This window comes from Sporomusa sp., assembly GCF_035561255.1.
Taxonomy (GTDB): Bacteria; Bacillota; Negativicutes; order Sporomusales; family Sporomusaceae; genus Sporomusa.
Window position 1 is genome coordinate 1 of sequence record NZ_DATMXX010000035.1, and the last position, 13,652, is coordinate 13,652.

The following is a 13,652-nucleotide window of genomic DNA, read 5'->3' on the forward strand; positions in this document are numbered from 1 at the left end:
GCATTAAGGGCATTTTGAGGACTAGAATAAACGAACAATATTATCATTACTATCAATATGCATGCAAAACTTCCTCTTTAATCATGCAATAGTAGTATAGTATTAACATTTTAACGTATTTTCCATTAAATTCACATAAAATTCATAACTTCACACATTACAAAAACATTACAAAACAGGATCGTCCATGAGATTCATAGATTTCATCGGCAGTAAAATGAAGAGGAAAGCCACTGGGCATATGCGCTCACGGCTTTCCTCTTTTTTATAGCGATATGATACACCCGGCTAAAACAAACCAACAATCTTCCCGTTATTGTCAATATCCATTTTGACTGCGGAGGGTTCCTTAGGCAAACCTGGCATAGTCATAATCTCGCCGGTAATGGCCACCAGGAAACCTGCCCCGGCCGCCACCCTTATTTCACGAACAGTAACTGTAAACCCGGTTGGACGCCCGATCTTAGTCAGATCATCACTCAGAGAATATTGGGTCTTGGCCATACAAATGGGCGTCTTATCAAAACCCATGGTCGTCAGTTCCTGGATAGTTTTTTCGGCTGCACTCGTGTAGTTTACGCCGTCGGCACCGTATATTTTGGTGGCAATAGCCGCGATTTTGTCTTTTATCGGTGCCTTTTCGTCATAAGCGAAGGTAAAGTTGTTAGGTTTCTCACAAGCAGCCAGCACCTTTTCCGCTAACACCTGCCCACCTAGACTACCTTTAGCCCATACTTCAGATAGTGCTACTTCCGCGCCCATTGCATTACATTTTTCTTCTACAAAGCTCAACTCCTGGGCAGTATCTGTTGGGAAAGCGTTGATGGCTACTACAGCTGGCAAGCCAAATTGCTGAATGTTTTCAATATGCTTGGTAAGGTTGGCAAGACCTTTTTCCAATGCCGCCATATTCTCGCCAGCCAACTGGGTCTTGGGGACACCACCATGCATCTTGAGTGCCCGTACGGTAGCCACAATAACTACCGCACTGGGTTGAAACCCAGCAAAACGGCACTTGATATCAATGAATTTCTCCGCACCCAGGTCGGCGCCGAAACCGGCCTCGGTAACACAGTAATCAGCCAGCTTGAGGGCATATTTAGTGGCAGATACACTATTGCAGCCATGCGCAATATTGGCGAACGGGCCGCCATGGACGAAAGCAGGTGTATTTTCCAATGTCTGTACAAGATTAGGTTTAATAGCATCTTTAAAGAGCAGGGTTAAGGCACCGGTAACTTTCAGATCATTAGGAGTAACTGGTTTCCCCGCATGCGTATAAGCAATAATAATCCGACCAATGCGTTCTTTCATATCATCCAGGTCTTTAGCCAAACAAAGAATGGCCATCATTTCAGAGGCGACAGTTATATCAAATCCGCTTTCCCGGGGCACGCCATTGGCTTTGCCGCCAAGTCCACAAACGATAAACCGCAGTGCGCGTTCATTAAGGTCAAGTACGCGGCGCCAGGTAATACGACGGGGATCTATGCCGAGGGCATTGCCATGATGGAGGTGATTGTCAATAATTGCAGCCAAAAGATTATGAGCAGTAGTGATTGCGTGGAAATCGCCGGTAAAGTGAAGATTAATATCCTCCATCGGCACAACCTGAGCATAACCACCGCCAGCAGCGCCACCCTTAACACCAAAACAGGGCCCCAAAGAGGGTTCACGCAGGGCAATTACTACCTTCTTCCCTTTTCTCCGCAGAGAGTCGCCAAGCCCAACGGTAGTTGTTGTTTTACCCTCACCGGCGGGAGTCGGATTAATAGCTGAGACCAGAATTAGTTTGCCGTTAGGTCTGTCTTTAATCCGCTCCCAGGTTTTAAGGGAAACTTTAGCCTTGTAATTTCCATAAAGCTCTAATTCTTCGTCAGGAATTTCTAATTCTTTAGCCACTTTTACAATAGCATTCATTTTTGCTTCTTGGGCAATTTCAACATCACTTTTCACAAATAGTCCCCCTTAGTATGCGCTATTAATTTTTACCGGTTAATTCTGGGATTCCGAGGCCTGGGCCAACTCTGTATTTGAGCCGTGAATTCCGCAGATCGGGCATATCCAGGTTTGCACTTTCAGCAGCACTTCCTTATCTTCAAAACTATACTTGACCATACTATATTTTGAGGTCATCTCATCATGCTCACACCACAAAGACAGGTTCATAATTGGGGCCTCCTTTTATTATGTTATACTTAAAGTACTTTGCAAAAGCTCACTTCTTTCATTGAGCTTTTGCTGCTTATTTATATATTATCGCACTAATCATTAAATTCGCATAAAACAAACAACTTTTACATTACAAAAACATAAAAAAGAACAACACCCTTCACAGGTGTTGTTCGGTGCCAGTATTAGAAATCATATAGCCTACCCCAGGGTAGGTCACAATAAAGCCACCATCGAGGTCCGCATTCTTGATCTTCTGACGTATCCGGGCTATAGCTACCCGCAGATATTCTACATCATCGCGGTATTCGCTGCCCCACACATCAGTAAGCAGTTGTTCATGAGTCAATACTTTGCCCGCATTAGCCATTAACAACGAGAATAAATTATACTCTGTTTCCGTAAGCCGCAGTTCATTATCTCCGACCCAGGCTCGTCGCTGAGCCAAATTAACAGTAACCTCCCCGTTCTTTATCTCGCTAGTCATATAGTTATTGACCACCCTGCTGTCAGAACGCCGCAGAACCGCTTTAACTCTGGCGAAAAGCTCGTCTAGAGAGAATGGTTTTGTCAGATAATCATCAGCCCCCATGTTAAGCCCCTGCACTTTATCGTTTGCATTACCCCGTGCAGTCAGGATAATCACCGGTACATTGGAAAATGTTCGCAGCCGTTTCAGCAAGGCAAGGCCATCCAGCCCGGGCATCATGAGATCCAGCAAAATGAGTTCCGGGTCCAGTAAATCAAACTTCGCCAGTGCGTCTGCACCATTCTGGAATATATGCGGTTCATAGCCCAGTGACTTGAGGTTAGCTGAAATAAAGCGCAATATTTTTGGCTCATCATCAATAATAAATACTCTACACTTTTTCATATTTATCACCAGCACTCCTGTATTTCGGTATGGAAACAGTAAAGACACTACCGGTGCCCTCACAGCTTTTAACCCTGATATTGCCGCTATGGGCATCAATAATCCCTTTGCAAATAGCCAGGCCTAAACCGGTACCGCCGCTAGGACGTTCGCGGCCGGTATCAACACAATAAAAACGATCAAATATTTTTACAAAGTGTTTCTCATTAATACCAATCCCATTGTCAGCTACGCTGATATGAATATACTTTTCGTCACAATCGGCAGAAATCTTAATTTCCGGATTACGCTCATTATAACGGATAGCATTGGTAAGAAGATTTGACAAAACCTGCCCCAGACGAACCCGGTCACCGTACATCATCGGCAAGCATTCGCCTACTGTTGATTCAATCTTCGCACCACTGGCAAAGTGTTTTGGCAGCTTTCGGACTGCATTATCAACAACAGTGCTTGGCCGTACCGGTTCCCGGTCCAAACTAATAGCTTTGGCATCAATTCTGGAAATATCCAGCCAGTCGTTAACAAGCTCCTGGATACGATCAATGTCCTCATGGATTCCGGTCAGCATTTCCCGTTTGAAATCTTCATCCCAGTAAGCATCTACCCGCAGCAAGGTTTCAACACTGCCTTTTATACTTGTAATCGGTGTTTTGAATTCATGTGAAACCATGGAGAGTAAGTCACTCTTAAGCTTATCAACTTCGTGTTCCTTGGTAATATCCCGCCAGACAAATCCTTTGCCAATGATATGGTGTTCATCACTGGTAACAGGAAAAGCTGACAGCATTATGTGCTGCTGGGTATCCCCATAGTTAATTTTAAACCGATAGATACCATTTCCTTGTATCGCCTGCTTAATAATCTGCCGGTCAGAATCAGACAGCCTGCCTGACATAACCTCAAAGATATACTCTTCTGACAAACCACGCATCTTGTCCCGGGGAATATCAAGCAGCTTGGCCATACGGCCATTTGCATACACAACTTCCCGTTTTTTATCAATCAATGTGATTGCATCATACATGCTCTCAAGGACGGCTTTTAAAACAGCATGATTTTGTTGAAGTGTCTGTGACAACATTTCCTTTTGAATAATAATCCCGGCAGAATGGGACAACGTCTGCAAGAACTTCTTATCTGCTTCGGTTAGCGGGGAATTGGGCACAACCAAGTGTCCGAAAGTGGCATTGCCTGAGCGGATAGGCTGAACATAGTATCTCGCATTGTGGCTTCTATCACCGGCTTCATTATCACCACCGCCACTCATATCCTCCTCATAAGACCCTAACAAAGAAAAAACCGGTTTGGTAAGGTACAATTTTGCATTAACACCCGATAACTCGAAAAACTGCCTGAGACACCCCCCAATAATATCAGCCCCCCCAGGGGCAGGCGTAGTTGGTGTAATTAACTGATTTAAAATAGCAAGTTCGCGGTTAGTTCGCAGTAAGCTCTCGGTTCGTTCTTCTACCCGTTGTTCCAACTCAGCATTTAGCTTGAGTAACGCTTGTTGACTCTCCTTGATTTTCTTTGCCATGATAAAGAAATGCTCGGCCATAAAATGAAACTCCTGAGGAGCAAAGCGTGGAAAACTGACTGCTTTAATCTCATCGACTTTACTAATGACTTCCTGAATGTATTCCAAAAGTATTTTTATGGTGATATTTATACGTTTTGCCGGAAAATAGCCTAATAAAAGGGTAAATACCAACGTAATAACAACGCTCAAAGTTACAGACTGCAGAGAGAATTCATGTGACTGCAATATTAGCAGCGTACTAAGAAAAACAACTGGGATTATGGGTATAACTGCGAAAGCAATCCATAGATGCGCTCTTATTGATAAGTTTTTCATAATACCAATGCCACACTCAGCAACGTGGTCCTTAACAAAACAACAAATATTGTAATAAACTCTACCATGCTTACCCTCCTTGAGCTAAGATGTAACAATAGATAGACAAAAATAGTATACCTAGTTCATTCTCGCCAAAATTACAATATCCTGTAATTGTTTCAAAATAATAAAATCACAATTACCCGGGAATTTAAGCCTGCATAAAAAGAGCTAACCTGTATGCTGGTTAGCTCTTTACAGTTCGGTTCATATTTACTTGTTATTTACCGGTAGCGGCGGAAATCATAGCTTTAACATTTTCAACCTTAGCATTCGGTGGTATGGAGCAACCAGAAGAAAGGATAAAGCCCGGCCCCATGTCTTTAACCAATTGTGCCGAGTAGTTATAAACCTCATCAGGTGTCCCCAGAGTCAGTTTAGCGGCCGGAACATCACCCTTTATGCACATGACGTCGCCGATGACTTCCTTTATTTTATAAATGTTAGTAGCATTGTCGGTTTCAAAAATGCATTTCCCTTTTGGCAGAGTACGGAAATATTCCAGATCGCGTTCCCAGTTGGAGTCAATATGAATATCTGCCGCCGCGCCTTCCTCTAAGATTACATCCACTGTTTCTTTTAGATATTTCCAGGTAAACCGCTGCCAAAGTTTGGGTGAGAAAAACTCACTGGCACCACGGGCGGGGGACATAAAAACAATCGAAGCTTTAGTTGCTCTTATTTGCTGCCGCAGCGTTTCAAGACACTCTTTCTGAATGACATCCAGAACGGCCTCCACTTTATCGGGGATTTTGTATAAATCTCTCATAAACTTTGGCATAGAACGACCGCCGCCAAGCAATTCTGGAACTGCGGTAGCAATAATGGGAGAGTAAATCATGTATCCGGCATCTTCGAAGTTTTTAACAAACTGAGGTGTTTGCGCAAGTTCTTCCAAGATCTGACCGAGCGGATAATGCAGTCTGTTTACCAAATAATCCTGCATAAAAGGCCCCCAGCCCTTATTGAGAATAGTGTCATAGTCCTCTACTGTCATGACTTCCTTTTCATCAAGCTGCCATAAGGAATTGTCCGGCAGCTCCTTGCCAGGAAGCTTAACATGGGTCATAAAAATCAACGGAAACAGCGGTCCTGCTGCATAAGGGGCATTCATACCATCAATATCGCCAAAGGCCTTTGCAGAGTTTAATATTGTTTGATTCTGGATTGAAAGGCTTGAGCAGAAATCAGATAGCTTTACCCCCATATGGTTGGCGCAAAAGGCATCCGCCATTAATATTACCGGTGTTCTGTCCGGTTTCTCCAAGGCAACGGCTTTATTTACCCTGGTCTTACGCTCCAAAAGTAATTCTTGTGTTGTTTTCATATCAGCACTCCTTCGTTATATATTATGAAATTTTACTTATCCGACTGCTCAGTCTATAGACTGGCACAGTTACAGGATTCGCAAAAAGAAATAACCTCTTTTATTGCGATCAGAATGTCCGAACCTATACCTTAATAGTAACCTGGTCTATAAAATTCGTCAAATTCTAATAATTCTTAAAACTATTCTCAATCATCATACCAGCCCGAAAATCTGCCTCATCTACCAGTGGCTGCCGTAATCATTGCTTTTTGACGGCAATTTTACTTTGGAGAATGCTGCATCAATCCCCCCCTAACAATGCCTGTTCATATTCCGCATGCAATGCTTAATTTTATGTTATCCTTATCTTTAATCGCCGTCAAATTCTCATAATTCCGACTACTATTCCTAATTATCATAATAAAAATGCTCAACCATCTATCACTTTGGTGACAGTTATATTATGATATATATATATCTAGATATCATAATTTAAGGAGGCAGGAGGAAAGTGTATGGACATTCGGAACTTGCAGTCTTTTATAACAGTTGCACAATGTTTGAGTTTCACTGAGGCTGCTAAGCGGATATACATTGGCCAGTCAGCATTAAGCAAACAAATTGCCGACCTTGAATCAGAACTGGGCGTTGAACTGTTTATTCGCCATCACAGGTCACTTGAACTGACACCGGCAGGTAAAACCCTGCTAAGAGAAGGCCATGGCCTGATGGCCAGAATTACTGATATTGTGGAAAAAACCCGTCAGGCCCAGCGGGGAATCCGCGGCAGCCTGAAAATCGGCTGTTTTGGATTTGAAAATGCATTTCTTCCCTATTCACTTAAAAGATTTCAGGCGCTTTACCCTCAGATCAGCGTAGATATTCGTGTATTAACACTGCGAATGATAGAGGACGCTATAGAATCGGAGGCGTTGGATCTGGGCTTTACTTTGATAATGGGAAATGAATTAAAAGCCAGCCGGTTTTCCCAGAGTTTAATTCATAGAACGCCTATGTGTTTTTTATTACCTGGCGACCATCCTTACGCGGGAGCTTCTTCACTGGATATCTCGACTCTGGCTGCTGATCCCTTTATCATCCTGTCTGAAGCGGAAACGCCGGATGGCTTTAACTGGTTTATGAATCTTTGTGCCGACAGAGATTTTACTCCCATTATTGCCAATAAAACGACGCGTATGGAAAGTGTATACTGGTATGTGGAAGCAGGAGTAGGCATTTCGTTCATGCCTAAGGACCCCTCGTTAGTCCGTCAAGTCCCGGCCTGTATCTCTTTGGTTGGTATGCAGGGTGAGGAAGCTTATTGTAATATCATGGCTACCTGGAAAAAGGAACACAGTAACCCTGCAGTCCCGCTTTTTTTGAAAGTGCTTGAATCGCTTAATATGAAACCGTATCAGGACGTACAGCTCGATACGAAAAAATTTCCCCGTACAATAGCATGCAGATAACTCTGTCCCATAGTCACAGTGATAAAAACCCTAAGCAATCCTTATCATATAAATAACAATAGCTCCTGCAAGCTAGTTTTAGCCTGCAGGAGCTTATTCATTCATAGTGGGTTTTCAAAACCACAACCATTCAATTTTTGCCAAATAGTTGCTCCATGACGATGGTTTCTCCTGAATCTATTACGATAAAATCATTATCCCAGGGACCAGTCAGAAATTTCTTTAGATAACCCAGGGTTCCGGGAATGGCTTCACATTTTAAATTTAGAAAATCGGCATGCACCTGTGCTTTTGCCATCAGTTCATCAAGGGGAAATTCTCCTGTATCTATTACCCCTACTCTTTTATAGTGTTTGAAAGTAATCCGCAATATCTTGTCAGCCTTTTCTTTGCCATACCGCTTGATTGTCCGCTCATATTCTTCAAATGTAGTTCGCTCCATTTGTTCCCAGCTTGCCAGCCAGCCACTGGAAAAAAAGTATGTGGGCATCGTTCTTTGCACTTCTGTCCGCTTTTGCTGCGAACCAAGCAGCATAGTTAAACAATCATCGGCGCGAGGAACAACCAGTCTAAACCCCGCCGGCTTAAGACCTAAAATGGCATTGCCGCAGTACCCCATCACCAGCAAAACTTGATCAACATTACTAGCCCTGCTCAAGGCCTCCTGGAGAACAGACCTTAGCTTGTCTGGTTCATTATGAAGAGCTGATTCAAGATATATCACAGGAAAACGACAATCAGTCTGCTGAATAGCCTTATCAACCTCGGCCTGGATGGTACGACAAGTGATGATTAATGATTTCATAACCCTTCCCTTTCCTCATAAACCGATTGTTAGTTATATATACATATATATATGTATTATTGTCCAGCAAGCCTATTCTGTCAATATTTTTATATTATTCTTTCAATTAAATTACCATTTTGTCTGCTGGGCTTTTGCTTACCATCCTAATACAGACAAATAAAAAAGGGCACCCAACAGGTAACCCCAAACTTTCAATTATACACGAAATGCAAGCTCTTGTACTCTTGTTGCCAGGCTGGTCAGCGATTCTATGGCTTTACTTATCTCATAGCTGGCAGCTTTCTGCTGTGAGCTGATTTTATCAACCTCGTCTATTTCTTTTTCTATCTGCGTGATTTCCCCGCGCATGCTTTCTAAAATTTCCTTGATCTCCTTAACAGATACCTGACTATTATTAGATAGCTTCCTAATCTCCTGGGCAACCACAGAAAAGCCTCGCCCCTGCTCACCCGCTCTAGCCGCTTCAATGCTCGCGTTTAGTCCCAGCAAATTTGTATTTGCTGCTATGTCTTTAATAAACATAAGAATAGAGTCTGACTTGCCAATATTTTGTACCATAGATTGCCCTGTGATACCAAGCAATTCTAATCTCTTATTAAGCAGTGCCGCATTAGCTGCAAGTTCCTGACTTGATGCCGCCACCTGTTCAGACGCTGCAGCGATGGTTTGGGCAACATCATGCAGAATTTCCTGGGTTTCTAAACTACACGCCAACCCTATTGCGCCAACAATTTCACGAGTTCCATTAACGATAGGCACACTAATGCTCCGGAACGGAAAGCCCCAAACGTCTTTAGATACTACAATATCCTGCGTAAAATTACTGGTTATAGCTTCCCACATTCCATCTCCTTTACTCACAGCTTTACCGACAGGAGACTCATGCTGCATCTTGTTACCTGGACCATAGTATAGAAAGCTGTCTCTGTCAGATATAACGACCATTGAGTCAAACGGAAGCACCGTTTGTATAATAGGCATACATAAAATAAGTGATTCTAATGTTTTATCCATAACCAATACTTCCCTCTTTTTGCTCTAGTTATATCGGCAAGCCGGTTAATCCCCCGGGGGAACAGCCGCTGGATCTTGTAGCTTTAAAAATAAAAATTCATAAAATTACGACTATTTAATTCGCAATTATATAATTGGCCATTACCCACAGTGATAAGAAAAGACTTGGCTTGTGCCAAGTCCTTCAGGACGCCGGCAGAAGCCTTAGCCGTTCTTACTTATATCAGAAAGGGGATACTTTCTGATCATGTAAAAAGAGGGCAGTTGCCAGGCAACGTAAAACCATACGACGAACTGCACCCCATTATCATCCAGACACTTTAGAACATTAGTATCGACAGATTATTATTTTGTCTACTATACCATATTTGTAGATTTTGTCTGGTACTGGATTAAAATCCACCGTAATTGTATACTCTGTCTGGTACTGGATTTAGATCGTCTTCATCTATTTCAGCAACACAGCGAACCATAGCACCATCGCCCAACCACCAGCGAATCGGGAATGCCATGAATTTAAACCGTTTGCCTACAACTTTTTCAAGATCCCCACCAACGTTTTCGACACCTACAATGCCGTTACCCATCATATATTTGTGGCAAGGCTCCCAGGTACCCGCCAGACCATGGTCTTCAAGCTTACCATACGCTTCCATATATTTTTCTTTACCAAAGGTTTTGATAAATACATCCTTTTCGAACTCGGCATAAGCCTCAATACCAAATTTCTCAATGTATTCCTCAGTAATCGGTTTGCCTGAATCACCAATAAGATTCATTGCCGGTGGACCGTTCTTACCCATTGTTGTATGGAGAGGGTGGTCAAGGGCTTGCATGTCCATGGCTACACATTTGGGTTGATATTTCTCAAACCATTGTCCTGCTTCTCTACCGCAGCCGCAGGAATAATGATAATATTCCTTAGTGTCATCAAATTTCAGATGTATACCTGTTCTTAAAACAAGTACCATGCCCTTTACTTCTTCATGTGTTACTCCGGCACGTGCCAAAGCATCGTCAAGATGTTTTGCTGTAATAAGGCCCCAGCGTTCAACACGTATATCCAGGCAAACTGCATCTCCATAATAAGCATCCAGTGGAAGCTCATGAGTGTAACGTGCGCGCTTACCGTCAAACTCGTATTCCATAACATGGCGAGGTGCATCTGCATGTGTTCCGCAATGCATAACAACATCTATTTTTTGAGTTAATACTCCGCTTTTTGCAAGGCTATGCATAGTATCAATTTTAGGTTTTGCAAAATACGGCCATACGGGTATGTCAGCATGGAATGGATGAGTTAAATCTACTAATACCTTTTTCCCCATTTTTGATTCCTCCAATTGTATTTGCTTTTGTTTATCATAGGCATATGCCAAGGCTTAGCATATACTACCTACCAGATTCAGCTGCGATATCAACCAGCGGTACAGCCACCATCAACGTAAAGAATTTGGCCTGTTACAAAGTCAGAAGCCGGTGCAGCCAGGTATACGGTTGCTCCAACCATATCCTCGGTTACAGCTGCACGTCCCAAGGGAATGCGCGAGAGAAATATTTGCTTGAGTTTTTCATCCTCGAGTACCTGCTGCGTGAGCGGCGTCCAGAAGATGGTCGGCGCAATGGCGTTTACAGTAATATTGTATTTAGCCCATTCGGTGGCCAACTGTTTGGTCAAGCCATCAACAGCCGCTTTGCTGGGGCCGTACGCCGCATAGCCACCAGGATGTCCGGCAAAACCACGCACTGAAGATATAGTAATGATCTTACCGAAACCCTGATCTTTCATTACCCGGCCAACATGCTTACAGGTGAGGAAAGTGCCTTTAACGTTTATATCCATTACTTGCTGGAAGTCTTCAGCAGGAAAATCTTCGGCCGGGTAACGCTTGGCAATGCCGGCTACAGTCACAAGAATATCAATCTTGCCAAAGGTGTCCACAGTCTTTTTAACCATGTTGATTACATCTTCTTCTTTGCTGACATCACAAGCTACAGCCAATGCTTTCCTGCCAAGTTTCTCAACACCCTTTACTGCTTCTTCCAAAGTGGCAATTGTTCTACCGGTAACAACAATATCAGCACCATACGCCGCTAACCCTGCGGCAATCGATTCTCCCAGGGCACCGGCACCACCAGTTACTATCGCGACTTTGCCTTCAAGACAAAACAGTTTCTTAATTTTATCCAAGACTGCCTGTTCCATTACCTATCACTCCCATACACAATTATGCTTCCGGATAGTTCATAACTACCAGCATGCTTGCCGGCTTATTGGTTTCGTTGATGATTTCTCTACCCTCATTGGCCCCGATATAGATAGAATCCCATGCCTTTAATACGACTTTCTCTGTCTGAGTAATAACAGTTACCTCGCCTTCAAGAACGAAGTAAATCTTCTCAACAGGGGATGCATCATACTCAGCGCCGCCGGCCGGCAGAAAATGTGACAAACCCATCCAGAATTTCTGAGCCCCGGTTTCCTCCTTCCCGTGCAATTTTAGCGCAACCATGTTGAAATGCTTGGGTGCCTGGTATGGCTTTACATCCTTTAATTCGACCTTCTTCATACTTCTCGCCTCCTTTTTTCTATTTTTTTCAGACCGCCATCTCTTTGATATCCGGAGATATTATATAATCTGCATCAGTACATTCCCTTACGGTCTGAAGCGAAACACCTGGAGCTATTTCGGTTAATACCAGCGCCTGTTCTGTTACCTTGAATACACACAAATCAGTAATTATTAAATCGACTTCGTGGGATGCCGTAAGTGGCAAGCTGCACTTTTTCATTATTTTAGGTACGCCGCCTTTACCGACATGCTCCATGGCAACAATGACCCGCTTGGCACCAACAACAAGGTCCATGGCCCCACCCATGCCTGGGACAATTTTCCCGGGCACCATCCAATTAGCCAGATTGCCTTGCTGATCTACCTCCAGGGCTCCCAGCACAGTGGCATCAAGGTGCCCGCCGCGCACGATAACAAATGACATGGCACTGTCAAAGGTAGCGCCGCCTGGCAGAATGCCGGCCGGCTGCCCGCCTGCATTACTCAAATCAGGATCAATACTCTCTCCTGCCGGCCCCAGTCCGATAAAACCATTTTCAGAATGCAGAATTACCTTTTTATCCTTTGAAATGTAGTTAGCAACAAGTGTAGGTATCCCAATTCCCAAATTTACTACATCGCCGTCATTAAGTTCTTGTGCAACCCGTTTAGCAATTAGAACTCTGTTTTCCATGAACGCTCCTCCAATCGCCCACTAAGCTTGAACGATGTTATTAATAAAAATTCCTGGCACCATAACCTCGTCAGGAGCTAATTCTCCTACAGGCACGATTTTTTCCACTTCCGCAATAACAACATCAGCTGCGGTGGCAATTTGAGGATTGAAGTTACGTGTCGACATTCTAAATACCAGATTGCCATCAGTGTCAGCTTTATGTGCCTTTACCAGCGCAACATTAGCCCGCAGGGGTTTTTCTAACAAAAACACGCGACCGTCAATTGTTATTGTTGGCTTTCCTTCGGCAACAACCGTTCCCACCCCGGTTGGGGTGAGTACGCCGCCCAAACCGGCACCACCTGATCGTATGCGTTCAATCAATGTTCCTTGTGGTGATAATTCCACTTCCAGTTCATTGGCATTCATCTGGCGACCGGTTTCAGGATTTGTGCCAACATGAGAAACAATTGCCTTTTTCACCTGGTGGTTAACAACTAGTTTACCAATGCCCCGATCCGGAAATCCAGTGTCGTTGGCGATTACAGTAAGGTCTTTATATCCTTTGCTAACCACAGCATCAATTAAACGTTCCGGAGTTCCAACTGCTAGAAATCCTCCAATCATTATAACAGACGAGTCTTGAATTTTACTCATTGCCTGTTCCATACTGATTACCTTAGACATTGTTTCCCCCTCAGTTCTTAGCGTTTATACCTTTAACTGCTACGCCTTATTCTTTCGCAAGAACTGTGCCAATCAAAGTACATTGGTTGATTATTGGGAAAAATCTTTTTATATAACTAACTCCGGCTCGGATTTGCACCGATGATTGTCTTATCACTCCCACTTCTTTGTAATGGTCCTGAGGAGCGTGC

General features: G+C 43.5%; 13 protein-coding genes. 1 reads left to right on the forward strand and 12 read right to left on the reverse strand.

The annotated features are described in order from the left end of the window. Positions 1 to 288: 288 nt before the first annotated feature. The 5 genes from VN379_RS01715 to VN379_RS01735 form a co-directional block, all read right to left on the reverse strand. Positions 289 to 1,956 carry a formate--tetrahydrofolate ligase gene (locus tag VN379_RS01715; RefSeq protein ID WP_325530163.1) on the reverse strand — a complete coding sequence of 556 codons (1,668 nt, stop codon included), beginning with the start codon at positions 1,954 to 1,956 and terminating at the stop codon, positions 289 to 291. 39 nt (positions 1,957 to 1,995) lie between these two features. Continuing rightward, positions 1,996 to 2,169, reverse strand: coding sequence for a hypothetical protein (locus VN379_RS01720; RefSeq protein WP_325530165.1), 174 nt, complete (start codon positions 2,167 to 2,169; stop codon positions 1,996 to 1,998). A 163-nt stretch (positions 2,170 to 2,332) separates the two neighbouring features. Beyond that, positions 2,333 to 3,046 carry a response regulator transcription factor gene (locus VN379_RS01725; RefSeq protein WP_325530167.1) on the reverse strand — a complete coding sequence of 238 codons (714 nt, stop codon included), beginning with the start codon at positions 3,044 to 3,046 and terminating at the stop codon, positions 2,333 to 2,335. After that, positions 3,033 to 4,778, reverse strand: a complete 1,746-nt coding sequence (locus tag VN379_RS01730) for a sensor histidine kinase (protein ID WP_325530169.1) — start codon at positions 4,776 to 4,778, stop codon at positions 3,033 to 3,035. The genes VN379_RS01725 and VN379_RS01730 overlap by 14 nt, the downstream gene beginning before the upstream one ends. A 388-nt stretch (positions 4,779 to 5,166) precedes the next feature. Continuing rightward, complete coding sequence (locus VN379_RS01735; protein ID WP_325530171.1) at positions 5,167 to 6,273, reverse strand: uroporphyrinogen decarboxylase family protein; 1,107 nt, start codon at positions 6,271 to 6,273, stop codon at positions 5,167 to 5,169. Between the two features lie 497 nt (positions 6,274 to 6,770). Between VN379_RS01735 and VN379_RS01740 the strand changes: the two genes are divergently transcribed. Further along, positions 6,771 to 7,724 carry a LysR family transcriptional regulator gene (locus VN379_RS01740; RefSeq protein WP_325530173.1) on the forward strand — a complete coding sequence of 318 codons (954 nt, stop codon included), beginning with the start codon at positions 6,771 to 6,773 and terminating at the stop codon, positions 7,722 to 7,724. 130 nt (positions 7,725 to 7,854) lie between these two features. Here the strand turns inward: VN379_RS01740 and VN379_RS01745 are convergent, their stop codons facing one another. The 7 genes from VN379_RS01745 to VN379_RS01775 form a co-directional block, all read right to left on the reverse strand. After that, complete coding sequence (locus VN379_RS01745) at positions 7,855 to 8,529, reverse strand: DUF1638 domain-containing protein (RefSeq protein ID WP_325530175.1); 675 nt, start codon at positions 8,527 to 8,529, stop codon at positions 7,855 to 7,857. Between the two features lie 198 nt (positions 8,530 to 8,727). Beyond that, positions 8,728 to 9,546: a methyl-accepting chemotaxis protein gene (locus VN379_RS01750; RefSeq protein ID WP_325530177.1), complete on the reverse strand. Its 819-nt coding sequence runs from the start codon at positions 9,544 to 9,546 to the stop codon at positions 8,728 to 8,730. Positions 9,547 to 9,938: 392 nt separating this feature from the next. Further along, positions 9,939 to 10,874 carry a cyclase family protein gene (locus VN379_RS01755; RefSeq protein WP_325530179.1) on the reverse strand — a complete coding sequence of 312 codons (936 nt, stop codon included), beginning with the start codon at positions 10,872 to 10,874 and terminating at the stop codon, positions 9,939 to 9,941. Between the two features lie 89 nt (positions 10,875 to 10,963). Then, the gene (locus VN379_RS01760) at positions 10,964 to 11,752 is read right to left on the reverse strand and encodes a glucose 1-dehydrogenase (protein WP_325530181.1); all 789 of its coding nucleotides are present in this window, start codon (positions 11,750 to 11,752) and stop codon (positions 10,964 to 10,966) included. Between the two features lie 22 nt (positions 11,753 to 11,774). Further along, on the reverse strand, positions 11,775 to 12,116 hold the full coding sequence (locus VN379_RS01765; RefSeq protein WP_325530183.1) for a cupin domain-containing protein: 342 nt from the start codon (positions 12,114 to 12,116) through the stop codon (positions 11,775 to 11,777). Between the two features lie 28 nt (positions 12,117 to 12,144). Continuing rightward, a complete protein-coding gene (locus VN379_RS01770; RefSeq protein WP_325530185.1) occupies positions 12,145 to 12,792 on the reverse strand; it encodes a 3-oxoacid CoA-transferase subunit B in 648 nt (215 codons plus the stop codon). A gap of 21 nt (positions 12,793 to 12,813) precedes the next feature. Beyond that, positions 12,814 to 13,461, reverse strand: coding sequence for a 3-oxoacid CoA-transferase subunit A (locus VN379_RS01775; protein WP_325530187.1), 648 nt, complete (start codon positions 13,459 to 13,461; stop codon positions 12,814 to 12,816). Positions 13,462 to 13,652: the final 191 nt, after the last annotated feature.

Excerpts from the sequence above, each read along its gene's own strand:
- VN379_RS01750 (WP_325530177.1), bottom strand. The coding sequence starts at position 9,546 with ATGGATAAAACATTAGAATCACTTATTTTATGTATGCCTATTATACAA.
- VN379_RS01740 (WP_325530173.1), top strand. The coding sequence starts at position 6,771 with ATGGACATTCGGAACTTGCAGTCTTTTATAACAGTTGCACAATGTTTG.
- VN379_RS01760 (WP_325530181.1), bottom strand. The coding sequence starts at position 11,752 with ATGGAACAGGCAGTCTTGGATAAAATTAAGAAACTGTTTTGTCTTGAA.
- VN379_RS01770 (WP_325530185.1), bottom strand. The coding sequence starts at position 12,792 with ATGGAAAACAGAGTTCTAATTGCTAAACGGGTTGCACAAGAACTTAAT.
- VN379_RS01755 (WP_325530179.1), bottom strand. The coding sequence starts at position 10,874 with ATGGGGAAAAAGGTATTAGTAGATTTAACTCATCCATTCCATGCTGAC.
- VN379_RS01745 (WP_325530175.1), bottom strand. The coding sequence starts at position 8,529 with ATGAAATCATTAATCATCACTTGTCGTACCATCCAGGCCGAGGTTGAT.
- VN379_RS01735 (WP_325530171.1), bottom strand. The coding sequence starts at position 6,273 with ATGAAAACAACACAAGAATTACTTTTGGAGCGTAAGACCAGGGTAAAT.
- VN379_RS01765 (WP_325530183.1), bottom strand. The coding sequence starts at position 12,116 with ATGAAGAAGGTCGAATTAAAGGATGTAAAGCCATACCAGGCACCCAAG.
- VN379_RS01725 (WP_325530167.1), bottom strand. The coding sequence starts at position 3,046 with ATGAAAAAGTGTAGAGTATTTATTATTGATGATGAGCCAAAAATATTG.
- VN379_RS01775 (WP_325530187.1), bottom strand. The coding sequence starts at position 13,461 with ATGTCTAAGGTAATCAGTATGGAACAGGCAATGAGTAAAATTCAAGAC.
- VN379_RS01720 (WP_325530165.1), bottom strand. The coding sequence starts at position 2,169 with ATGAACCTGTCTTTGTGGTGTGAGCATGATGAGATGACCTCAAAATAT.